This is a genomic window from Pseudoxanthomonas sp. UTMC 1351, assembly GCF_040948865.1.
In the GTDB taxonomy this organism is placed as follows: Bacteria; Pseudomonadota; Gammaproteobacteria; order Xanthomonadales; family Xanthomonadaceae; genus Pseudoxanthomonas_A.
On the sequence record NZ_JAVGJT010000009.1, the window covers coordinates 28,115 to 50,840 of the forward strand.

Below are 22,726 nucleotides of genomic sequence, written 5' to 3' on the forward strand. Positions count from 1 at the left end.
CGGGAACGGGGAACAGGGAACCGGGAATGAAGGTTCCCTACTACCTGGGCGGTCCCGTTGTCGCCGTTGTGGCGTGCTTTCATTCCCCGTTCCCTGTTCCCTGTTACCCGCTTCTATGAGAATCGTCTTCGCCGGCACGCCGGCTTTCGCTGTCCCCAGTCTCTGCGCCGCGCATGCGCGTAACGAGGTAGTGGCCGTCTATACGCAGCCGGACCGGCCGGCCGGGCGCGGACGTGGATTGACGGCGTCGCCGGTCAAGCTGGAAGCGGCGCAGCGTGGCATTCCGGTCCTGCAGCCGGTTTCATTGAAGCGCGCCTCGTCGCAGGAGACGCTGCGCCAGCTGGCGCCGGATTTGATCGTGGTGGTGGCCTACGGGCTGATCCTGCCGCAGGCCGTGCTGGATATTCCGCGGTACGGATGCTGGAACGTGCATGCTTCGTTGCTGCCGCGCTGGCGTGGTGCGGCGCCGATCCAGCGCGCCATCGAAGCGGGCGACACTGAAACCGGTGTATGCCTGATGCAGATGGAGGCCGGACTCGATACCGGTCCGGTGCTGCTGTCGCAGCGCACAGCCATAGGTGCCGAAGAGACCGGCGGACAGCTCCATGACCGTCTGGCCGAGATGGGTGCGGCGGTGTTGAGCGATGGCTTGGGCCTGTTGCGTGCCGGCATCCGACCGGTCCCGCAGCCGCAGCCGGAAGACGGCGTGGCCTATGCGCACAAGTTGGATAAAGCCGAAGCACGATTGGATTGGTCGCAGCCGGCCCCTGTGCTGGCGCGCAAAGTGCGCGCATTCGAGCCTTGGCCGGTCGCCGAAGCCGTGGTAGCGGGAGAACGTTTGCGAATACACGGCGCGGTCGCCCTGGAGCAGGCGCATACCGCCGATCCCGGCACGCTTTTGACCGCGAGCAAGCACGGGCTGGATATCGCCTGCGGTGAAGGCGTGCTTCGTCTGCGGGTGATCCAGCGCGAAGGCGGCAAAGCCATCACAGCGGCTGACTACCTCAACGCGAGACGTGACCTGGTTACGTCATGAGCAGTTTGGCCGGTGTCGCTGTACGAGTATTGGCGGCGCGTACGTTGGACGCGGTCATGCATCGCGGACGATCGCTGAAGGCGGAGTTGGCGTCCACATTGCCGCAGATCGCTGACGTGCGCGATCGGGCATTGCTGGAGGCAATCTGTTTTTCGGCCCTTCGCCAGCGCGCACGTTATGACGCTGCATTGCGCACATGGCTGCAGAAGCCGCCGGGTCCGCGCGATGGCGAGCTACGCGCGCTGTTGTTCGCTGGTTTCGCGCAAATCGATGTCTTGCAGTTGCCCCCGCATGCAGCGTTATCGGCCACCGTCGAAGCGGCGCGCGCGCTGGGTCGCGCGCATCAGGCGGGCATGGTCAATGCGGTGTTGCGTCGCGCGCAGCGCGAAAGTTTCCCGCCAGTCGACCCGGCTGCGCTCTGGCCGACCTGGTTGCGCAAGCAAGTAGTCGATGACTGGGCCGAACACGCGGACGCTATCTTCGCAGCCAGCGCTCAGGCGGCACCGTTGTGGTTGCGCGTCAATCGGCGCCTGGGCACACGCGAGAATTATCTGAAGCGGCTTGCCGAAGCTGGCATCGAGGCCGCGCCGTCGCTTTTTTTGTCGGATGCCGTGTGTGTGGACACTCCCGTCTCGGTCGCCGCGCTACCAGGATTTTCTGAGGGCGAGGTTTCCGTCCAGGATGGCGCGGCGCAAGCGGTCGCCGATGCGCTTTTGCTGCCACCAGGGGCCTATTTACTGGACGCCTGCGCGGCACCCGGCGGAAAAGCCGCCCATTTACTGGAACGCGACCCGTCGCTCCGCTTGCTGGCATTGGACGTGGACGGGCGCCGGCTTGCTCGTGTGCGCGAGACACTGACTCGTGTGGGCGTGGACGCGCAAACCCTGGCCGCCGACGCTGGCGATCCGAGCGAATGGTGGGACGGCCATCCTTTCGACGCGGTGCTACTGGACGCCCCTTGTTCGGCCACCGGCATCGTCCGCCGGCAACCGGATGTGTTGCTGCACCGGCGCCCAGACGATATCGCCGCGCTGATCGCGCTGCAGGCGCGATTGCTCGATGGCGCATGGGAAACGCTGAAACCCGGTGGCGTTCTGGTCTACGCGACCTGTTCGTTGCTGAAGGCAGAGAACGAGGCGCAGATCGCGGCGTTCCTGGCACGCGCGCCCAACGCGCAAGCGGATCAACTAGATACCAATTTCGGCCGCCTTTCTGGCGCTGGGCGGCAGCGCCTGCCCGGTGAGGATGGAATGGACGGGTTCTTTTATGCGCGTATCGTCAAACAAGTTTGATATCTAGAGAACATGCCAAAAATCTTGTTCGTGCCAGGTGCGGTTCACCCCGAGTGAAGCCCGGCTGCCGCATTCTTTTTTTTGTCTTCTTTCAACTGCGCCGTCAGGTTTAAATATCTTCAGAGCATTTGACCAGGGCTTTTCCTGCCAAGTCGAAAGCACCTGAATGATGGGATTACCCGCGGCACTCAATGTGATACTCGGATCGCTCGCTGGTGGAAATCGACTCAAAATCGTCAACAAGGGAAGTACCGATGCCTTCAGGGAGGAGTTGGCGCCACGCGGCAGCTCGTCGATGCGTTTTCCTGGCAATGGCGTGCGCCACTGCTTTGGTAGTGGTCCCCAAAGGGCTCGCGGTTTTTGGCGTGCTGCTCGTCGTCTCGACGTTCCTGGTGCCCGATAGGATATTGGCAGGTTGGTCCAGACCGGATTCGCCGGTGAAAGCGGTCACATGGCTCACGCTGGCGGTCTTGCTGGTTTGCATCGTCTCGATGGCGTTCTCCGGGCAAGAGTGGCGGACGGTGGACAATGTTTCCCGCCTCCTGGTGATGCCCTGGTGCGCTGCGTTGGTGTACGCGGTGGGCGTGTCGCGTTTCGGTCTGTGGGCCGGTGCGGTTGCCGGACTTCTGCTGTCGTTCGGGGTCGCCGGATGGCAGGTATCAGGTGGGTTGGACAGGGCCGCTGGCGGAGGCAATCCCATCGTCTTCGCCAACGTGGTGCTGATGCTGCTGGCAATCGCGATCTATGCTCGCCCCGCCCTGCGGCGTAGATGGACCGTTATCCTGCTGGCCGCGGTGTTGGCATTGGGTGTGGCTACCATCGTACTGACCGGGAGCCGCGGCGCGCTTCCGGGAGTGACGGCACTGCTGCTGGTGGCGTTGATGGGAGGAACGGGAAAGGCGCGCTGGTGGCGCCTCGCGGCTGCTCTGGCCGCGCCGGCCTTGTTGCTCTTGGCCATGTGGAGCCTCCCCGGCCTGTCTTCGCAGACGCGCCTGGAGGTGGTTAACTCGGATCTGGCGCGGTACGCGCAAGGCGACGTGGACACCCCCATCGGCGCAAGGCTGAAGTTGCTGTCGCTGGCCGGCCGCACCTTCGCCGAGAATCCCTGGATGGGGGTGGGCATAGACCGGTTCGGCACCATGGTCGATGCGTTGCCGGCATGTCAGGGACAGGGCCTGGGAATGTGTGTGTTGGATCACGCGCATAACGACATTGCGGAATGGGCGGCCACCATGGGTATTCCTGGCTTGCTGGCCATACTGGCGGTGTACGTGGTGCCGCTGATGTTGTTTGTGCGATTGATCCGCCGCTCGGGTCAGCACACAACCCGGGGAGCAGCTTGGGCAGGCGCCATGGTGATAGTGGTTTGCTTCCTCTCCGGGTTGACGCAGTCGATGTTCGCGCATGCGCTGATCGCCAACGCTTACGCGGTCTTCGTCGGCGCCCTGCTCGGGATGGCGTTCTTGGAGTCTCGTTTCAAAGAACCGAGCCCCGGCGACCGTTCCCGCGCCTAGCTCGGCGGGACGAAAGCTCGCGGCATCACGCCATACCTCCAGGTCAGATCGAATGCATCAAGAAAACGGGGACGCGCGGTACTTCTGGTGGTTCATGCTGTTCGCGCTGGTGGTGCTTGGCGCGGGCTTGGGCCTGCGGTCGCCGTGGCCGGCGGACGAACCGCGTTTCGTGTTGGTCGCCAAACAGATGTGGGAGTCCGGCGAGTGGCTGTTTCCTCATCGCGGCCATGAACTCTATGCAGACAAACCGCCGCTTTACTTCTGGTTGCTGGCGGGCGCTTACGCGCTAGTGCGGAACTGGGACGCGGCGTTTCTAATTCCTTCTTTGCTGGCGGCTTTGGGTACGCTGGCGCTGACCTACGATTTCGCGCGCCGGCAATGGGACCGGCGTGCTGGGCTTTGGGCTGCGGGTGCGGTGTTGTGCGCTTTTCAGTTCGCCTACCAGGCCAAGCGCGCCCAGATCGATCCGACGGTGGTGTTCTTCATTACCTTGGGCGTCTACGGCATCGGCCGGCACGTGCTGTCGACGGGACCGAACTGGCGATGGTATTGGCTCGGCTGTTTTGCCGCCGGATTGGGTGTGATCAGCAAAGGGGTAGGGTTCCTCGCCCTGTTGGCCCTGCTGCCTTATGTATGGATGCGGTGGCGTACCAATCGAGGCGACACGTGGCACGGCGTTAGTTCTATAGCCGCTGGCCAAGCCGGGCGCTGGTTACTGGGTGGTCTGGCCTTCTTGGGGGCGATAGCGCTCTGGCTGGTGCCAATGGTGGTTGTCGCGCTGACGAGTGGCGACCCCGAGCACCGCGCTTACCTGGACGATCTGCTATTCCGGCAAACCGCGACCCGCTATGTCAGTGCTTGGCATCACCATCAACCTTTCTGGTACTACGGGGAAGTCATCCTGTTGTTCTGGTTGCCGTTTTCCCTGTTTATTCCGTGGCTGATCGGGCGATGGCGCGACGCGTGGCGCCAACGTGATGCGAGGGTGTGGTGGCCATTATTGTGGGTGTTACTGGTGCTGGTCTTTTTCACCGCCAGCTCGGGAAAGCGGGATATGTATATCCTCCCCGCGCTTCCTGCATTGGCACTGTCGGCCGCACCTTTCATGGCCGCAATCGCGCAGCGCAGGGGCTTGCGCTGGCTTCTGCTTTCGTTAGCCGCATTGATAGGGGTTCTGTTTCTGGGAGCGGGCTTGGCGGCCCTGCTGGCCGACCCGGGCTATGAGCTGAAATTGGAAGCGCAGAGAGGTCTTACCGGCACCGGTGCCGACCATCTTTGGTTGGCGGTGGCCGCGATGGGCGCGCTGATCCTCGTCGCAGCGGTGTGGACACGTGCTCGCAGAGCAGTGACGTTGATGCTGGCCATGGTGGCCATCCTATGGATCGGTTACGGCGTGTTGGTGGCGCCGCAACTGGATGGCGAGAGCTCAGGGCGTGACCTGATGCAACAGGCGCGCGTGGAAGCCGGCGCCGATACGACGATAGGGCTAGTGGGTTGGCGCGAACAGCAACTGCTTCAAGCGCTCGGGCCAGTGGAGGAATTTGGCTTCAAAGCGCCAACAAAACTGCAATGGCAGCGAGGGTTGGCCTGGTTGCGAGAACGTCCGGGCGACCGTGCACTGATGATCCAAGCGGGTCTGCTACCCGCTTGCGTGGATCGGGAAAGCGCCCACCCGCTGGGAGTGGCGAATCGCCGTAGCTGGTGGCTGGTGAAGGACCACTCGACGGCTTCTTGCCGCTGAGCCGGCTCATTCGCGAGCCATGGGAACAGCCGTTTCTCCGAGCTCGACACGAGGATAGCGAGTCGGCCGCAGCAGGTGCCACAGCCGATAGCCGAACAGGAATTGCACGGCCCGCTTTCCCGGTGCAACCCTTGGAGCGTCGAACCAGAACAGGGAATGGCGGTGCCGCCAAAAGAACAAGAACGCGGGCGGTGATACCCATGAACCGAACCATGTTTGCACCGCTCCGACGTACTGTCGGAGCACGTCGACTCGCAGCGTGCCCGGCAATGCAGCGAGAATTTCTGAAGATTGCAGCGCCCGCTGCAAGCCGGCCACCTTGCTGGTGGTTTTTGACGACTTTGATGTAATCGCACCGCGGTGGCGGCGATAGTCGACCAATGGTTCGTCGAGGAACTTCAATGGCCTACCCTGCGCGGAGGCGGTGAGCGCTATCCACCAATCATAGAAGGCGATATCCGGAAGGTCCGACAGCGAGTCAAGCAAATCACGATCAAACATCATGGCGTGCCCGGAGATCGCGTTTCCCTGTAGCAGCGCGAGCAATGGTGGGTTGTCGCTCATCCGCTTAATGGAGGACATGCGCGATCGACGCCCAACGAACGGATCCCCTGCTTCGTCTATGAAGCGCGAATCGCAGTAAACGATGCCTCCTGGCGGACACGCCGCTGCCAGCTTCGTAGTCTTGTCCACCGACCATCGATCATCCTGGTCGCAGGGCGAGATCAGGTAGCCTTCGCACGCCTGAAAGCAACGCGCAAAATTGCGGTTGAAGCCGGCGCGGACCAACTGCGGAAGCACGCGGATGCGGGAATCGTGGAGGGCCTGTTCGCACAGCCACTCATAAGTGCCGTCAGTAGACGCATCATCGGAGACGACGATTTCGATGTTGGGATACGTTTGCGCTTGCAGCGAGGCCATCTGTTCTTTCAAGTAAGAACCGGCGTTATGCGTCGCAAGTGCGATCGAAATCAGCGGTGTGGTCATGGCGCCGTCATAGTGAGTTGCATGGCGTTCCGATATAGATCAGCACGGCCTCAGTCATCCTTCAATGCTTCGAACTCCCACAGCAAATATCGCTTCCGGGCGGCAGCGGATCTCCCGGAAATCCGCCGGATCAGGTTGCGCATGATCTCGGCCGCCCGTTTGACACCCGTGCGCGGCTTCCTGTTCTCCGGTGATCCCGGCACCGTGCTGTAGTGTTCGGCAAGGCTGACCCATTCGCAGCGCAGTACTTTGAATCCGCCTCGGAAGCCGTACATCCTCCCCATCGGCCTTTCGCCGCAGAAGTATTCGTGGGTCTTGTCGGTAATGATGTTGACATGAGTCGGATCGGTAAACGCTTCTGGCGCGGGAAAGGCGGGAGTCAATGCGTATAACCGGCCACGCGGCGCGAGTACGCGCCAGATCTCATCCATCAGTCGTACAAAGGGGAAAATGGTGCCGCCATCGCCGGGGAACACGCGGGGCACGTGCTCTATGAAATCGAAAGCGGACACGGACGAGAAACTATTGTCTGGATACGGAATGGGTTCCAGTATGAGATTCGCCACCCGGTAATCGAATCCTTCGGAATCTTGGAGGGGGCGAATATCCACCCCGCAAAGATGCCCGCGCGCGTAGGGGTTGCGGGGGAAGCGGCCGCAACCGAGGTCGAGGTGGCGGTCAGGATCTTCCGTCGGGTTCTGCACGTGGGTTTTCTCCTGTTGTCGGCAGGTCGCGTCGCCGAGAATTAATGAACTCCCGTACGATGAGCCCATTCGGCCTTCGCGTACAGGCCTGGCCAACGATCTGGTGGGCGGCAGGTCAGCGATTCGCGGCGCCTGTTCGTAAGGGGTGCACTATAATGATTCATACATCAGGTGTTTTGCCCATGCGCGAAAGCAGTCCCGCAACCACTTCCGGCGAAAGACCTACGGTGAGTGTGCTGGTATCCAGCTACAACTATGCGCAGTACGTCGTTGACGCTGTGCGGTCCGCACTGGCGCAGGATGAACCGCCGCAGCAAGTAATCGTCGTTGACGACGGATCGACGGATGAGTCGATGGAAGTCTTGCGGCATGCCTTTGGGAGTGAAGCCACAGTTACTCTTCTCACGCAATCCAATAGCGGGCAGCTTTCCGCATGGGTGAGTGCGTTCCGATATGCCGCCGGCGATGTGGTGGCCTTCCTCGATTCCGACGATTTGTGGGAGCCGCGGTATTTAAGCCGAATTCGCGACATCTATATGGCGCGCAAGGACGTCGATTTCGTGTACTGCAACATGCGCCGCTTTGGTCAGCAGGACAACATGATGCTGCCCGCAGGGCCGGACCGGGACTTGGGTTACTCGATGCTCATGGGTGCCTTCGTGCAGCGCTGGCAATCCAGTGCCACCTCCGCGATCAGCTTGCGCCGTGAGCTGTTGGCGCGGGTATTCGAGTTGCCGGTGGAACTGGCGTCCGAATGGAAGTCGCGACCCGACGACTGTTTGTCGTACGGCAGCGAAATTCTCGGGGCAAGAAAATACTACATTGGCGAACCGCTGGTGCTGCATCGGGAACACGGCAAGAATGCACTTAGCGAATACGGGCGGTCGCCCGTCGCCTATTACCATTACATGGTCCGCAGCGAACGGATGCTGGATCATTACCGCCGCCTTGCCGGTGTCGATTATGGTTGGACCCGCTTGGCCAAGGCGGAGTTTCGGACCAAGCAGAAGCCGACCTTGTTCGAATTTCGCGCTTACTCCTGGCTGCTCTGGCGATCGCCGTTGCCGTTACGCAAGCGCATAGAGCACTGGTTTTCGATAGTCAAACACTATCTGTGGTCGTTCCGCTGACGGAAACTGCATCGCGGCAAATCGCGACCGTGTTAGCTGGACGGATGCCCGAGTGCATGAATCGCTGCGTTTCGACGGTAGTGCGGCAGAATCTAAGACACTCTTCAATCATCTACACAATCCGACCTTGGTTCACAAGGAACTCAAGCTTCTGCGCTATTCGGAGTTGAAAGCGCGCGAGCGGTCTACGAGCGAGCGCGTTACTACGAAATGGTGCGCAATCCCGGTCGCCGTCGAAATACTTCCGCGTCCGGCCAGATGCTCCGCCGTTAAAGCGTCTCCCGCCACGCCTGGAACATCAGTACGCCCCATAGGTGCGTGTGCCATTTGCGTTGCCCTGCCTGGAACTCCTGCCAGATCGCCCGGATTCGCACTGGATCGAGATGGCCTTCCTCTCGCAGTCGCCTCTCATCCAGCTGTGCTTCGGCCCAATCGCGGAGTGGCCCGCGCAACCAATCGCCCACCGGTGCGCCAAAGCCCGACTTGGGGCGCTGCACCAGCGACTCGGGCAGGTAGCGGGCGAGCAGCCGCTTGGGAAGATACTTCAGCGTGCCGCCCTGCTGCTTCATCGACATCGGCAGCGACCAGGCGAACTCGACCACCCGCCAATCCAGCAGGGGGGCACGCGCCTCCAGTGCGACCGCCATGCTTGCGCGGTCGACCTTGGTCAGGATGTCTTCCGGTAGATAGCAGGCGAAATCCAGCGCCATCAGCGCGTCGGCGGCCGTGCCTGTGCGCGGCATCGCAGTGGGATCGTCGTATGCGGTCAGCACACGCTTCGCGCCAAGCACCACTTTTTCCGGCTGCCGCCAGCGGCTGACGCGGCCTCGGGCGATGCCCTGCAGATCACCGGACGCCAGTTCCGCACGCAAGGCGGCCAGCCCGCCCAGTCGCGCACGTTCGCCCGGATCGCCCGCCATGCGTGCCAACCATCGCCGTGGCAGCCGTTCCAACCGCGCGTTGTTATTGAGTGCGCGCGCATACCGGCCGTAGCCGAAGAACAGTTCGTCGCCCCCGTCACCGGACAACGCAACGGTGACGTGCTGCCGCGCCAACTGACACAACAATGCGGTGGGTAGTTGCGAGGAATCGGCGAAAGGCTCGTCGAACATGCGCGCCATCAGCGGTACCAGATCCAGTGCGGCACGACCATCGGCATGAAGTTCGGTATGGTCGGTGCACAGATGCCGCGCCACCGCCGCCGCATGTGCACTTTCGTCATGCACCACATTGTCGAACCCGATCGAGAAACTGCGCACCGGTCGGGATGACTGCGCCTGCATGATCGCGGTCACCAGCGACGAATCGGTACCGCCGGACAGGAACGCGCCCAGCGGAACATCGGCTTCCATGCGCAGCGCGACCGCGTCGCGCAACAGACCGTCCAGTGCATGCAGCGCGGCTTCTTCGTCGCCATCGAAACCTTGTGCGATCGCCGCTTCCTGCCGCTCGCGGGCATTCCACCAATAGGTGACCGGATGATCGGCATCCGCGGCGCCAACCGCAGCAGCATCCAGGCGTAGCAGCGCGCCGGCAGGCAGTTTGTAAATGCCTTGCAGGATCGAATAAGGAGCCGGGATATAGTCCAGCCGTAGCAACAAAGCGAGTGCGTCGGGATTCACCTGCGGGCGCAGGCCAGGATATGCACGCAAAGCCGACAGCTCGCTGCCGAACAGGAACGTGCCATCCGATGCCCAGCCGTAATAAAGCGGCTTCTTGCCAACGCGGTCGCGCGCCAACCACAGCACTTGCTCCTGTCGATCCCAGGCTGCCAGCGCGAGCATGCCGTTGCCGCGTTCCAACGCTGCCTGCACGCCCCACTGTGCAATAGCCGCCAGCAGCACTTCTGTGTCGGAGTGACCGCGAAAGGCGTGTCCCAGCGCGCTCAACTCGGAGCGTAGTTCGCGATGGTTGTAGATCTCTCCGTTGAAGGCGATCACCCAGCGGCCGTTGGTCGACACCATGGGCTGATGCCCTTCCGGACTGAGATCAAGAATCGACAGGCGCTGGTGCGACAGCACCAATCCAGCCTGCGGTTCGATCCAGGTGCCTGCATCGTCGGGCCCGCGATGCGCGATGGTTTCCCCCATGCGTCGTCCCAACGCATGCAACTCATCCGCACTATCGTGCGGAACAGGCGACCAAGCGCCAGCGATACCGCACATGCTAGCGCTCCTGTCCGGTATCGGAAGGCGTAGAAGAAGGTGTCACGACCGGCTGCTGATTTTGCAGTAGCCAAAGCATGATGGTTTTCTGCCGCACGTAGTTGGCGCGAACGTAGGCATAGACCAAGCCATGCCAGCCATCCAGGAAGCCACCACGCAGCAGGTAACCCCGCCAGAAGCGCCACGCGGGCGACAACACCAGTTTAGCGAGAGTCGCGCGCTTGCCGCGGGCGAAATCATGTTCGGCCATCATTCGCGCATAGCGCTGCGTCTTGCCGAGTTGCTGTTCGAGCGAGCGGTAGGGGTAGTGGATCAGGTCTCCCGCGAGCGTACGCACCGGGCCATCGACGCTAGCGGCCTCGTGGACTTCGCGCTTGCCGCGCCAACCACCGCGGCGGCGATCGAACAGGCGCAGCACTCGGTCCGGATAGGCGTTGCCATGGCGAAGAAAGCGGCCGAAATAATCCGATAGCCGCGCAAAACGATAACCGCCGGCATCGCCAAAGCCCGAATCGCGCGCTGCTTCAATCGACTTGTGCAACACATCGCTCACCCGTTCGTCGGCGTCCAGGCACAGCACCCAGTCGTGGCGGGCCTGTTCGATCGCGAACTGCTTCTGGCTCCGGAAACCCTCGAAAGGCCGCTGCAGTACGCGTGCGCCTGCCGCCTCGGCGATCGCCACGGTGGCGTCGGTGGAGTACGAATCGACCACTACGACTTCATCGCAAAACGCCAGCGAAGCCAGGCAATCGCCGATACGATCAGCCTCGTTAAACGTGATAATGCAGGCTGAGATGGGAGGCCTGACGGGCTGCGAGGAAGAGTTGATGGCGGATTACCTGTTGTTTGCGACGGAACGTTATGCGTTGCCCATCTTGCAACCGCTGGCGGATGCGCTGCAAGCCGCCGGTCATGGGGTGCATGCCTGGCTCGTCGGCAATGCCGCGGGTTCGCGCCTGCCGGCACCGGTGCGGATGATCTCCGATGCGCAGCAGGCGGTGGCGTTGCGTCCCCGCGCCGTGTTCAGTGCCGCCAATTGGGTGCCCACTTTCGTTTCGGGTGCGAAGGTCCAGCTATTCCATGGCTTCAACGTGGAAAAGCGAGACGCAGCGCGCGGCCATTTCCGGGTACGCGGCTTGTTCGATCTCTATTGCACCCAAGGTCCCGCCACCACCACGCCATTCCAGGCCATGGCCGCGGATATGGGTCATTTCAAGGTGGTGGAAACCGGCTGGCCCAAGCTCGATCCGCTATTCGGAACAGAAGACCCGCTGGTAGCCCGGCTGCGCGAGCAGGCCGATGGGCGGCCGATAGTGATGTTCGCGTCGACTTTCACCGAGCGCTTGAGCGCCGCGCCGCATCTGTATGAAGCCATCGCCGCGCAGATCGCAACCGGCGAACGCTATTGGCTACTGACGCTGCACCCCAAATGTGCGCCAGAACTGTTTCAGCGCTATCGCGCGCTGGCCGGCACCAACGCGGTCTTCCTGGAAACCGAGGACTTGATCAGCGCCGAGCGCGCGGCCGACGTGTTGGTGGCCGACACTACGTCGGTGGTCAGCGAGTTCGTGGTTCAACGCAAACCGGTTGTCACGTTTCGGAACCGCGCCCCTAAACCCCACATGCTGGATTTTGCCGAACCCAGCGCGCTGCCGACGATGCTGGAGCATGCGTTTGCGCCTTCGGCAGCGCTGCAATCCGAACTGGCCGCCTACGCCGACGCGATCCATCCTTACCGCGATGGCCGTTCCTCAGGGCGAGTCATCGACGCCACCGAACGCCTGCTCACTGGCGAACTGGGCCCGCTACGGTCAAAACCTATCGGCGCGTGGCTGCGCGCGCTGCAGATCCGCCGGGATTTGCGCTATTGGGGACGGTCCTCAGCGCCACCCGGATCACCAGCGTAGCCGCCGATGCGCCAGTGCTCGCACCAGACGCTCATAGAGCGCCTGCGCTTCGGCTTCGGGAAGAAAGCGCAGCCGCAGTGGCGGCACCATGCCAGTGGCGCCCGCGGTATCCAGCCATAGCGAAGCCGTCCCCAGCCGCCGATCCAGCGGCGACCGCGTCATCCGCAAGGCTTGCAGTTTGTCGATCTCGGCGAAACGCCAGTAGCGCGACCACCAGCCGCCGCGTACCGCGATCAAACGGTCATCCACGTCATATCCCGCGCGTTGCGCTTGCTGCCGCGCGCCGTAGGCGGCGATAGGCAGCCACAGCAGCAGGCCGGCAGCCCACGGTCCGAACCGCCACATCAGCACCGCTGTAAGCAAAGAGACGAAAATCGCGACCGGTAAAAACAACCGCCACCAGGCGGCAACAGGCAACGGGCGCCAGCGCTGCCGGGGCCACTCGGCGTGCGGCAGCAGGTGTGCTATCAGTGCGTCGCAAGTTTCGGGCGTGGCCACGGGCGCGACTTCCTTCAACGCGCGCTGCTCGCCGGGGTTCGGGGCTTCGGCCACGGCGGTGTCGATGCGCACGGTGCGCCGCCCAAGCAGCCGGTGGAGAAGGCCTTCGTGCAGCGTCCAGGATTGAATGCGCCGCCTCGCCACGCTGGTCCTCAGCCGCGCCAGCAGGCCGCGTTCGACCATCAGCCTGCGCGGGTCTTCGCTCAAGCGGAAGCCATGGAACTGCAACAGCGCCAGCACGACCGACAATGCGCGCACCAACAGCAAGACGAACAGCAGCAACGCAAGCGCAGCAGCGGCACTGGCTGCCGTGCCCCATTGCAGGTGATCGGCATAACCGAAGGCCTGCCGCGAAAAGTCCTCGATATACCTGCCCATCATCTTTTCCGGCAGGATCTGCCAGGCCGCGCCGACGGCCGCCGCCACCACGATCATTCCCCGGTTGGATATCAGCCCCAGACGGATCACTTCGCCAGTGGAGAGCGTCAATAACGTGTCGCTTTCCGGCGCGGACGTATCGCCATCGGCCTGATCGTCGATGTGCCCGCGGTGCTTGATCAGGTTTTCCAGCGCCAGTGCGTCGTCCAGGCTCAGCACACGCATCTGCGCTTCCGGCTTTCGTCCACCTGCCGATTCCAGGCGTACTTCGGCCACACCAAAGACTCGGTGCAGCAAAGATTGATGCACCACTACGTTGTGGATACGAGCAAAGGGGATTTCGCGCAGCGAGCGGTGAAGCCAGCCTTCGCGCACGCTCAGGCCATCCCGGCCCACCCGATAGCGGTAGGTGAAGTACTGCAGGATGGACACGCACACCAGCACGGCGATGGCGATCACCGGTGCCATATCAGCCCAGAAACCGCCGTAACCATTGTCGCCGCGCCCACCGAACACCACCAGCGCCACCAGCGGAAGAATGAACTGCTTGAGCTGTTGCAGCAGCACGAACAACCATGACCAGGGGTGCAGTCGGCGTTCGCGCAGGAAGGTCTCTTCAGTGGCGTCCATCACAGGGCGTCGTCGCGATCCAGTTGATGCGCCAGGAGATCGCGCAAGTGTTCCGCGTCCGCGGCGTCCAATCCCGAAACCGACACCGCGGCCATTTTGGTGCCGGCGGTGTGGACCACCAATGTGGACAGGTTGAGGCTGCGTTCCAGCGGGCCACGTTTCAGATCAAGATGTTGCACGCGCGAGATAGGCACCCGGCTTTCAACCTGCCACCAGTTGCCGCGGCGCAGAGCGAAACCTTCGGCGTCCAGCTTCCAGAAGGTGCGGCGATGGCGCTTGATCGCCAGCCAGGCGCCGACCGCGGCTGTCAGCGCGACAGCGACGGGAACCACCAACCAGGGAGAAGCAAGCCCCGTCGCCCGCGCCAGGAAGAAACCGCCGAAGCCGAACGGAAACACCAGCGCCATCGCACCGCCAATGCCGGCCAACACAGCGCCGCGGCGGGGCAGCGGCTGCCAGTTGTCGTCGACCACGGCGGGTGAAGGAGGAACCGGTTCTGCAGGGAGTTGCGGCGCGGGATCAGTATCGATATCGGTCATCAGAGGTTGCCTGTTCCCAGTTCGTCCATTGTGTTGTGATCCGGCACGCCATCCTGCCCTTCTCGTAGCCGCTGAGCATGCGCTGAGGTGCTTTACCATCGGCAGAAGCTCATCGAACCGCGTCTGCGTGCAAGCCGCCAGGCGCACCGTGCCATATCCCCGTGCGCTCTCCGTGCGGTGCGCGATACGTCAGCGGTAAGGATTGTCCTCGCCATTGCCCGACGGTCGCAGCGTATAGCGTTTGTAGGTCCACTGGTACTGCGCTGGATCACGGCGGGCGATGCTTTCCACCGTGGCATTGAGCGCGGTGGTGGCGACAATGGCGTCGGCGTCCGCGATTTCCTCGGGAGCTGGCCGCACATGGAGCGCGAAGTCCGGGCCCGGGCCGATGCGCTCACACCAGGCGAAAAGAACGGTCGCGCCGGTACGTTCCGCCAGCCGCGATACCAGCGTCATGGTCAATGCCGGCACGCCGAAGAACGGCGCGAATTCGCCATCGCCCGCCTTGGGCTGCTGGTCGGGCAGGATGCCCACCGCGCCGCCATCCTTCAGCACTTTCCACAGCTGCCGCACCGCAGGGCCTTCGGCGCGCACTTGGCGGACGTTGTCGGCGCCGCGGACGCGCAGCAGGAACGCATCGCCGATGGGCGATTCCGGTGGACGGTAAACGATAGCGATGGGGCCGCGCGAAGACAGCCACTGGTTCAACAACTCCCAATTGCCGAAGTGCGGCGCGGCAACGATGACGCCGTTGCCGGAAGCCAGCGCCTGGTCGTACAGCGCCTCGCCATGACGCTCGCGCAGCCGGGTGAGATTCTCGGCGGGCGACCGGGTCCAGAAGCGCAGCGTCTCCAGCGCCTGTCGCGCGGTGGTGCGCAAGATGGCCTGATGCAGTGCCTGCCGCTGTCCCGGCAACAGATCGGGGTAGGCCAGCTCCAGGTTCCGGCGGGCGACCCGGCTTTCCCGAGCATCCGCCTTCAGCCAGACCCAAGCGATCAGATCGCCCAACTTGTGCAGCCATGGCCAGGGCAGGCGCCCGAGCAGGGCTGCGGCACGGTAGGCCAGATTGGCCAGGGTTTGTGGTTTCATGCGGCCAAGTCTATCGGGTCAGTCTGACGCGCGGTTCCAGGGCATGTTTGTCGCAGTTGCTTACTCGACATCGGGGAGCGGCGGTGAGCCGGCCGAGGAGCTCTGCTTCACCTCCCCCTTCAACAGCCGAACGGCTGGTCAAGGGGGCAAAAGCGAAATGCTTCCCCGTTCCCCGTTCCCCGCTTACTACCCCCCCATGCTCTCTCTCATCCAACGCGTCACCCAAGCCTCAGTCACCGTCGACAACCAAGTCATAGGCAGCATCGGCCCAGGCCTGCTTGCACTCGTGGCAGTGGAGCCAGGCGATGGCGAAGCCCAATTCGCCCGCATGGCCGACCGCCTGTTCGGCTACCGGGTATTCGCCGATGAAGCGGGCAAGATGAATCGGTCCCTCGCCGACACCGGCGGCGGCTTGCTGCTGGTCAGCCAGTTCACCCTGGCGGCCGACACCCGCTCGGGCATGCGGCCCAGCTTCACCACCGCGGCTCCGCCGGCCGAGGCTGAACATGGCTTCAACCGTCTATTGGAAATATGCCGGCAAAAACACCCACCAGGGGTGGAAACGGGGCGCTTTGGTGCCCATATGGTGATCAGCCTGGTGAACGACGGCCCTGTGACCTTCCTGCTACGCCCCTGATTCAACCGCTTTGCCGCCTATTCGGCGGTATGGCCATTTTCAGGGACTTGGGAGGGTCCGGTGCGGTATAATGCTAGGTTCCTTACTCCTTTCCTGCCGGTGGCGCAATCACCCATGGCGACTGAACGTCCTGCCCAACAATCCGACATCAAGCTACTGATCAGCAAGGGCCTTGAGCAGGGCTATCTGACCTATGCCGAAGTCAACGACCACCTGCCCGACGATATCGTCGATCCGGAGCAGATCGAAGACATCATCGGCATGATCAATGGCATGGGTATCGATGTGCACGAAGTTGCACCCGATGCCGAAACCTTGCTCCTGGCCGACGGCAACACCGGCAACCGCGAAGTCGACGAGACCGCTGCGGAAGAAGCCGCTGCCGCGCTGACTTCGCTGGACACAGAAGGTGGCCGCACTACCGACCCGGTGCGCATGTACATGCGCGAAATGGGCACGGTGGAGCTGCTGACCCGCGAAGGCGAAATCGCCATCGCCAAGCGCATCGAGGAAGGCCTGAGCCAGGTCCAGGCCTCGCTGGGCAACTTCCCGTGGTCCATCGAACTGCTGCTGGAAGAATACGAACTGCACAAGGCCGGCAAGAAGCGCCTGGCTGAAATCGTAGTCGGTTTCAACGACATCGAAGAACCTGTTGAAGAGGTTCCGGTACCGGTCGAAGCAGTCGATGCCGACGCCGAAGCCGAAGATGACGAAGAAGAAGCCGCCGACGAAGTCGCCGAAGAAACCGGCCCCACCGGTCCGGATCCGGAAGAAGTCGCCCGCCGCATGCAGGCGCTGGCCGACGGCTACACCAAGTTCAAGAAGTCGTACGCCAAGAATGGCACCGACAACAAGGCCGTTGCCAAGTTGCGCACCGACCTGGGCGAAGTTTTCGTCACCCTGAAGCTGCCGCTGGCGTTGACCGATACGCTGGTGCGCAAGCTGCGCGAAGTGGTTGCACAGGTCAAGGATCACGAGCGTCGTGTGCTGCACCTGTCGGCCAACGTCGCCAAGATGCCGCGCAAGGATTTCCTGCGTGCATGGGAAGGCAACCAGACCAACCTGGGCTGGGTGGACGAAGTCCTGAAGCGCAAGCAGAAATGGTCTTCCGGTCTGCGCGACGTGAAGGACCAGATCATCGCCGAGCAGGAAGCCACGATCGCCATCGAACAGGCGATGCACCTGAGCCTGGCCGAGATCAAGGAAATCAGCCGTGCGATGGCCTATGGCGAAGCCAAGGCGCGCAAGGCCAAGAAGGAAATGGTCGAGGCCAACCTGCGCCTGGTGATCTCCATCGCCAAGAAATACACCAACCGTGGCCTGCAGTTCCTGGATCTGATCCAGGAAGGCAACATCGGTTTGATGAAGGCCGTGGACAAGTTCGAATATCGCCGCGGCTACAAGTTCTCGACGTACGCCACCTGGTGGATCCGTCAGGCGATCACCCGTTCCATCGCCGATCAGGCGCGCACCATCCGTATCCCGGTGCACATGATCGAGACCATCAACAAGCTCAACCGCATCTCTCGCCAGATGCTCCAGCAGTACGGCCGCGAGGCCACGCCGGAAGAACTGGCGAAAGAAATGGACATGCCGGAAGACAAGATCCGCAAGGTGATGAAAATCGCCAAGGAGCCGATCTCGATGGAAACCCCGATCGGCGACGACGAGGATTCGCATCTGGGCGACTTCATCGAGGACACCAACGTGGAGTCCCCGATCGAGAACACCACCAACATCAACCTGCAGGAAACCGTCCGCGATGTACTCGCTGGCCTGACCCCGCGGGAAGCCAAGGTGCTGCGCATGCGTTTCGGCATCGACATGAACACCGACCACACGTTGGAAGAAGTCGGCAAGCAGTTCGATGTCACCCGCGAACGCATTCGCCAGATAGAAGCCAAGGCCCTGCGCAAGTTGCGTCACCCCAGCCGTTCGGAACAACTGCGCAGCTTCCTCGACATCGAGTAAGCAACGCCGCGGCCTGCCGCTGAAGACAAAAAAAAGCGGCCCGGTTATCCGGGCCGTTTTTTTTGCGATGCCACGGGTTCCTTCGCCTGTGCCCCATCCTTGTGGGAGTGGTGCCGGCATGCCGGCACCACTCCCACAAGGAATTCATCGCGCCTTCGTAGAGCGGAGCTTGCTCCGCTGCTTTTGGCGCCGGCCTAAGAGCCTCAGCCGTATCCCAGCGCCCGACGGAATGTCGCAGAGACAATACAACTTGCACTCGACGCCAATCGGCCTCACCCCCGCATCCGCGTTGGGCCTACGGTAAGCCACCCCGCCATAGGCTCGAAGATCACAAGGGAACCATTCCCAACTCGGTCGCTTCAAGCCGTATGCATGACACTTACATGTAATCGACTAGACTCGCGTCGGGAACCCTGTCGCTGGAGAAAATGTGGATCGCCGTAAATTGCTTAAGGCGGGTTTTTCGTTGCCCCTGCTTGGTGGATTGGGTAGCTTGCCGTTCATCGCTCTCGCGGCCGTAGCGCGCGCTACACCTTTCGATGCCGACACCGTCGCCAACCTGGCCCGCACGTTGGCGGCCAGTGCCTATCGTCCACCGGACAGCGCATTGTCGTCTTCGCTGCAGAAGATCAAGTACGACCAGTACCGCGACATCCGCTACGATCCCAAACGCGCGATATGGCGCGGCACGTCATCGCCATTCCAGCTGCAGTTCTTCCATCGCGGTTTCTTTTTCAAGGAGCGGGTGGATATCTCCCTGGTGGAAGATGGCCGCGCCGCACCCGTGGTCTATTCGCCCAAGCAGTTCACCTTCGGCAGTGCGCCAACGCCGACCGAAAGCGACCTGGATTACGCCGGTTTCCGCATCCATTCGCAGCTCAACAGCCCGGATTATTTCGACGAGATTTGCGCATTCCTGGGCGCCAGCTATTTCCGCGCGGTCGCCAAGGGACAGCACTACGGCCTTTCCGCGCGCGGGTTGGCACTGAAAACCGGCGATCCCGGCCCGGAAGAGTTTCCGGTGTTCAAGGCATTCTGGATTGAGCGCGCGCAAGCCGGCGCCAAAGCCATCGTGGTGCATGCACTACTTGATAGCCCAAGCGCGGCGGCGGCCTTCCGTTTCGTCATACAGCCCGGCGAAGAAACCCTCATGGATATCCAGATGCGGCTGTACCCGCGCGTGGATCTGGATCGCGCCGGCATCGCGCCGCTCACCAGCATGTACTACTTCGATTCCGCCGACCGCGTGGGCGTGGACGACTTCCGTCCCGCGGTGCACGACTCCGATGGATTGGCCATGCTGACCGGCAGCGGCGAACAGATGTGGCGGCCACTCAAGAATCCGGCCGCGCTTCAGTTCAGCGGCTTCCAGGACCGCAATCCGCGTGGCTACGGACTGATGCAGCGCAAGCGCAACTTTGCCGATTTCGCCGACACCGAAGCCCAGTACCAGAAGCGACCCAGCGCGTGGGTGGAACCGGTGGGCGACTGGGGCGAAGGTGCGGTGACGCTGATCGAAATCCCCACCGCGGACGAATACAACGACAACATCGTCGCGTTCTGGCGGCCGGCCCAGCCATTGGCTGCGGGCCGCGAGCACCGCTTCGACTATCGCCTGCACTGGTGCAAGGATCACGCGTGGCAACCCGAACTCGCCACCGTCATGGCCACGCGCATCGGCACTGTGCCGCATGGCGTCGGTGAGCCGGTGGACCCGACAAAAAAGCTGATAGTGATCGATCTGGTAGGTGGTCGCATGAGCCGGCTTAAAGCCGACGCTCGCGTCGACACCGAAGTCTGGGCATCACACGGAAAGATTTCCAACGCCGTGGCATACGCCAACCCCGAAACCGGCGGTTGGCGCATGAGCTTCGAACTCAAGCTCGAACCGGGCCGCGACGCGGAATTGCACGCCCACGCGTACGACGCGCAGGGACGGCTTTCGGAAACCTGGCTGTACCGATGGACGCCCTAGACGCAATGGATGTACGAATCCCCGTGTCCCACTACGCATCGGCACCGCAGCTGCCACCGGAATCGCCCCTGCCGATGCCGCTGCAATCGCTTAGCGAAGGCAGCCTGAGTTCCACCCCCATCGCCAGCGAACCGACTGGCATGGGCACTCGCCGCGCCATCGCTTTCGGCGGTGCCGCGGCGCTGACGCTGCTTGCCGTCTATCAAATCTGGTGGGTGTTGGGGCGCGATGGCATCGGCGTGCTGGAGGCATTGCTGCTGTTGCTGTTCGTTGCGCTGTTCGCATGGATCGCGTTGTCTTTCATCAGCTCGCTCGCCGGCTTCATGCTGACCATCGCGCAAGGCAGGGAGCGCCTGGGCCTTTCCAATGAAGGCCCGTTGCCGCAGGTAACCAGTCGCACCGCGCTGCTGATGCCCACCTACAACGAAGACCCCGGGCGTTTGCTGGCCGGACTGCAAGCCATCTACGAATCCGTCGCGGCAACCGGACAGTTGGAGCACTTCGATTTTTTCGTGCTCAGCGACACCACGCGTCCGCAAGTGATGCAGGCCGAAGAAGCCGCGTTCGCCGCGCTGCGCGAACGCCTGAGCGACACGCAGCAATTGTTCTATCGCCGCCGCACGACCAATGCCGAACGCAAGGCCGGCAACATCGCCGAATGGGTGCGGCGATTCGGTGGGGCTTACCCGCAAATGCTGATTCTGGATGCGGACAGCCTGATGACCGGCGACACCATCGTCAGGCTCGCCGCCGCCATGGAGCAGCACGACGATGTTGCCCTTATCCAGACACTGCCGATGATCGTCAACGGCAACACACTGTTCGCGCGCATGCAGCAGTTCGCCGGCCGCGTTTATGGCCCGGTGGTCGCGCGCGGCGTTGCCTGGTGGCATGGCGCGGAAAGCAACTACTGGGGCCACAACGCCATCATCCGCACACGCGCATTCGCCGCGCATGCGGGCCTGCCGGAACTACGCGGCCACAAACCATTCTCCGGCACCGTGCTGAGCCATGATTTCGTGGAAGCCGCCTTGCTCCGGCGCGCCGGCTGGGCGCTGCACATGGTGCCGACATTGCGTGGCAGTTACGAAGAAGGCCCGCCTTCGCTGACCGACATGCTGGTGCGCGATAGGCGTTGGTGCCAAGGCAATCTGCAACACGGCGCGGTACTCGCCGCTCCCGGACTGCATTGGATCAGCCGCGTGCATTTGCTCACCGGCATTGGCCATTACTTCACCGCGCCCATGTGGGCCATGCTGATGCTGATCGGCCTGGCAATCCCGCTGCAGCAAGCAGGCATCAATCTCGAACAACTACGCATCGAAGGCTTCACCCCCACCGTCTATTGGCGCGGCGGCGATCCGGAACGCTTCCTCTGGGTGTTCTCCTTCACCATGGCCGTGCTGCTTGCACCCAAGCTGATGGGTTACCTGGCCACATTGGCGGACACCGAAACCCGGCGCGGCTGCGGCGGCGCCATTCGCATTTTCTTCAGCATGCTGCTGGAAACCGTACTGGCCGCATTGATGGCGCCCATCACCATGTACCGTCAATCGCGCGGCGTGGCGGAAGTGCTGGCCGGAAAGGACTCAGGCTGGGAAACACAACGCCGCGACGACGGCAGCCTGCCGCTGTCCAGCCTGGTCCGCAGCTACGGTGGCCTGAGCCTGGCCGGCGTACTGGCAGGCGCCGCCGCCTACGCCATCTCGCCCGCACTAGCCGCCTGGATGGGCCCCGTCATCCTGGGCCTGGTACTGGCCATTCCGCTCAATCTGCTGACATCTTCCACAAGCGTCGGCCAAGGGCTGCGCCGCATCGGCCTGCTCAGGATTCCCGAAGAATCCACACCGCCCCCTGTACTCGCACGCGCGCTGGAACTACGCGAATCCCACGCACTGTCGCCACTCAGCGACCCAGGCAACCACTGACGGATCCACCAGCGTCCCGCTACAATTACGCCACGGGCCCATAGCTCAATGGTTAGAGCAGAGGACTCATAATCCTTTGGTTCCAGGTTCGAGTCCTGGTGGGCCCACCAACTATTTCGTTGTAACTTTTTGTGGAGCAACCATAAGTTGGCCGCTTAGCGGAGTTACCGTCTGTGCGCTATAGGTATGGAACTTCACCCAGATGGGATACCCCGTTGCTCCTGCAGACAGGTTAGTGACGTAGAGGCGAATCGCCTCGGCCTTGCCATTGGCCACGTAATACTCGGCGGTCTTGCCGCCCAACTCGGTGCGGCACGTTGCGGAACCAGTAGATCGCATGCTCAGCATCGCCCCCGCTGAATCGAGAAGCATGACGATCACGCTGACCGAGTCCCGCATGTAGTCCTGCAGCTTCTCCGACTCCGGAGCACACAGGAGAGTCGTGCGATGTATATGCGCGAGGTCGGCCAGGCGCTGCACACTGATACCTAGGCGCTCGGCGTAGGCATGGACGTTCCGTCTCGGCTTCGCTCGCGGCGCAGAAATCAGCACGGAGCATGCGGACAGCAATCGAGAGTCATGGCGGAGAAATGAGAAGCCTCTAG

19 protein-coding genes and 1 tRNA gene are annotated in these 22,726 nt (G+C 62.5%); 11 read left to right on the forward strand and 9 right to left on the reverse strand.

The window, feature by feature from the left end; all coding sequences use genetic code 11:
• Positions 1 to 115: 115 nt before the first annotated feature.
• Together fmt and rsmB are read left to right on the forward strand one after the other, a co-directional pair.
• Positions 116 to 1,036 (forward strand): methionyl-tRNA formyltransferase, encoded by a 921-nt coding sequence (gene fmt / locus AB6O04_RS07425; protein WP_368563203.1) that lies wholly within the window; start codon positions 116 to 118, stop codon positions 1,034 to 1,036.
• A complete protein-coding gene (rsmB, locus tag AB6O04_RS07430; protein ID WP_368563204.1) occupies positions 1,033 to 2,328 on the forward strand; it encodes a 16S rRNA (cytosine(967)-C(5))-methyltransferase RsmB in 1,296 nt (431 codons plus the stop codon). Before fmt ends, rsmB begins: the two co-directional genes overlap by 4 nt.
• Before the next feature lie 3 nt (positions 2,329 to 2,331).
• Here rsmB and AB6O04_RS07435 read toward each other — a convergent pair whose 3' ends face one another.
• Positions 2,332 to 2,640, reverse strand: coding sequence for a hypothetical protein (locus AB6O04_RS07435; protein WP_368563205.1), 309 nt, complete (start codon positions 2,638 to 2,640; stop codon positions 2,332 to 2,334).
• A 125-nt stretch (positions 2,641 to 2,765) separates the two neighbouring features.
• Between AB6O04_RS07435 and AB6O04_RS07440 the strand changes: the two genes are divergently transcribed.
• Together AB6O04_RS07440 and AB6O04_RS07445 are read left to right on the forward strand one after the other, a co-directional pair.
• Positions 2,766 to 3,842: an O-antigen ligase family protein gene (locus tag AB6O04_RS07440; RefSeq protein WP_368563206.1), complete on the forward strand. Its 1,077-nt coding sequence runs from the start codon at positions 2,766 to 2,768 to the stop codon at positions 3,840 to 3,842.
• A 52-nt stretch (positions 3,843 to 3,894) separates the two neighbouring features.
• Positions 3,895 to 5,583 carry an ArnT family glycosyltransferase gene (locus AB6O04_RS07445; protein WP_368563207.1) on the forward strand — a complete coding sequence of 563 codons (1,689 nt, stop codon included), beginning with the start codon at positions 3,895 to 3,897 and terminating at the stop codon, positions 5,581 to 5,583.
• Between the two features lie 6 nt (positions 5,584 to 5,589).
• Here AB6O04_RS07445 and AB6O04_RS07450 read toward each other — a convergent pair whose 3' ends face one another.
• On the reverse strand, positions 5,590 to 6,570 hold the full coding sequence (locus tag AB6O04_RS07450) for a glycosyltransferase (RefSeq protein WP_368563208.1): 981 nt from the start codon (positions 6,568 to 6,570) through the stop codon (positions 5,590 to 5,592).
• 50 nt (positions 6,571 to 6,620) lie between these two features.
• Entirely contained in the window at positions 6,621 to 7,343 is a 723-nt protein-coding gene (locus tag AB6O04_RS07455; protein ID WP_368563209.1) for a class I SAM-dependent methyltransferase, read from the reverse strand.
• A gap of 113 nt (positions 7,344 to 7,456) precedes the next feature.
• On the opposite strand from AB6O04_RS07455, the gene AB6O04_RS07460 reads away from it, so the two are divergent.
• Positions 7,457 to 8,404: a glycosyltransferase family 2 protein gene (locus AB6O04_RS07460; protein WP_368563210.1), complete on the forward strand. Its 948-nt coding sequence runs from the start codon at positions 7,457 to 7,459 to the stop codon at positions 8,402 to 8,404.
• Positions 8,405 to 8,673: 269 nt separating this feature from the next.
• Here the strand turns inward: AB6O04_RS07460 and asnB are convergent, their stop codons facing one another.
• Both asnB and AB6O04_RS07470 read right to left on the reverse strand, forming a co-directional pair.
• The gene (gene asnB, locus AB6O04_RS07465) at positions 8,674 to 10,569 is read right to left on the reverse strand and encodes an asparagine synthase (glutamine-hydrolyzing) (RefSeq protein ID WP_368563211.1); all 1,896 of its coding nucleotides are present in this window, start codon (positions 10,567 to 10,569) and stop codon (positions 8,674 to 8,676) included.
• Between the two features lies 1 nt (position 10,570).
• Positions 10,571 to 11,398 (reverse strand): glycosyltransferase family 2 protein, encoded by an 828-nt coding sequence (locus AB6O04_RS07470; RefSeq protein ID WP_368563421.1) that lies wholly within the window; start codon positions 11,396 to 11,398, stop codon positions 10,571 to 10,573.
• Between AB6O04_RS07470 and AB6O04_RS07475 the strand changes: the two genes are divergently transcribed.
• Entirely contained in the window at positions 11,397 to 12,476 is a 1,080-nt protein-coding gene (locus AB6O04_RS07475) for a CDP-glycerol glycerophosphotransferase family protein (RefSeq protein ID WP_368563422.1), read from the forward strand. The two genes, AB6O04_RS07470 and AB6O04_RS07475, sit on opposite strands and share 2 nt — an antisense overlap.
• On the opposite strand, the gene AB6O04_RS07480 is transcribed toward AB6O04_RS07475, so the two are convergent.
• The 3 genes from AB6O04_RS07480 to AB6O04_RS07490 all read right to left on the reverse strand — a co-directional run bounded on the left by AB6O04_RS07480 (position 12,465) and on the right by AB6O04_RS07490 (position 15,610).
• Positions 12,465 to 13,982: a PH domain-containing protein gene (locus AB6O04_RS07480; protein WP_368563212.1), complete on the reverse strand. Its 1,518-nt coding sequence runs from the start codon at positions 13,980 to 13,982 to the stop codon at positions 12,465 to 12,467. The two genes, AB6O04_RS07475 and AB6O04_RS07480, sit on opposite strands and share 12 nt — an antisense overlap.
• Positions 13,982 to 14,521, reverse strand: a complete 540-nt coding sequence (locus tag AB6O04_RS07485; RefSeq protein ID WP_368563213.1) for a PH domain-containing protein — start codon at positions 14,519 to 14,521, stop codon at positions 13,982 to 13,984. The genes AB6O04_RS07480 and AB6O04_RS07485 overlap by 1 nt, the downstream gene beginning before the upstream one ends.
• 189 nt (positions 14,522 to 14,710) lie before the next feature.
• A complete protein-coding gene (locus tag AB6O04_RS07490; RefSeq protein WP_368563214.1) occupies positions 14,711 to 15,610 on the reverse strand; it encodes a lauroyl acyltransferase in 900 nt (299 codons plus the stop codon).
• A 196-nt stretch (positions 15,611 to 15,806) separates the two neighbouring features.
• Between AB6O04_RS07490 and dtd the strand changes: the two genes are divergently transcribed.
• The 5 genes from dtd (at position 15,807) to AB6O04_RS07515 (ending at position 22,231) form a co-directional block, all read left to right on the forward strand.
• A complete protein-coding gene (dtd, locus tag AB6O04_RS07495) occupies positions 15,807 to 16,247 on the forward strand; it encodes a D-aminoacyl-tRNA deacylase (RefSeq protein ID WP_368563215.1) in 441 nt (146 codons plus the stop codon).
• A gap of 114 nt (positions 16,248 to 16,361) precedes the next feature.
• On the forward strand, positions 16,362 to 18,218 hold the full coding sequence (rpoD, locus tag AB6O04_RS07500; RefSeq protein ID WP_368563216.1) for an RNA polymerase sigma factor RpoD: 1,857 nt from the start codon (positions 16,362 to 16,364) through the stop codon (positions 18,216 to 18,218).
• Positions 18,219 to 18,648: 430 nt separating this feature from the next.
• Entirely contained in the window at positions 18,649 to 20,193 is a 1,545-nt protein-coding gene (locus tag AB6O04_RS07505) for a glucan biosynthesis protein (RefSeq protein WP_368563217.1), read from the forward strand.
• 5 nt (positions 20,194 to 20,198) lie between these two features.
• The gene (gene mdoH / locus AB6O04_RS07510; RefSeq protein ID WP_368563423.1) at positions 20,199 to 22,121 is read left to right on the forward strand and encodes a glucans biosynthesis glucosyltransferase MdoH; all 1,923 of its coding nucleotides are present in this window, start codon (positions 20,199 to 20,201) and stop codon (positions 22,119 to 22,121) included.
• 34 nt (positions 22,122 to 22,155) lie between these two features.
• A tRNA-Ile gene (locus AB6O04_RS07515) sits at positions 22,156 to 22,231 on the forward strand.
• Position 22,232: 1 nt separating this feature from the next.
• Here the strand turns inward: AB6O04_RS07515 and AB6O04_RS07520 are convergent.
• Complete coding sequence (locus AB6O04_RS07520; RefSeq protein ID WP_368563218.1) at positions 22,233 to 22,601, reverse strand: hypothetical protein; 369 nt, start codon at positions 22,599 to 22,601, stop codon at positions 22,233 to 22,235.
• Positions 22,602 to 22,726: the final 125 nt, after the last annotated feature.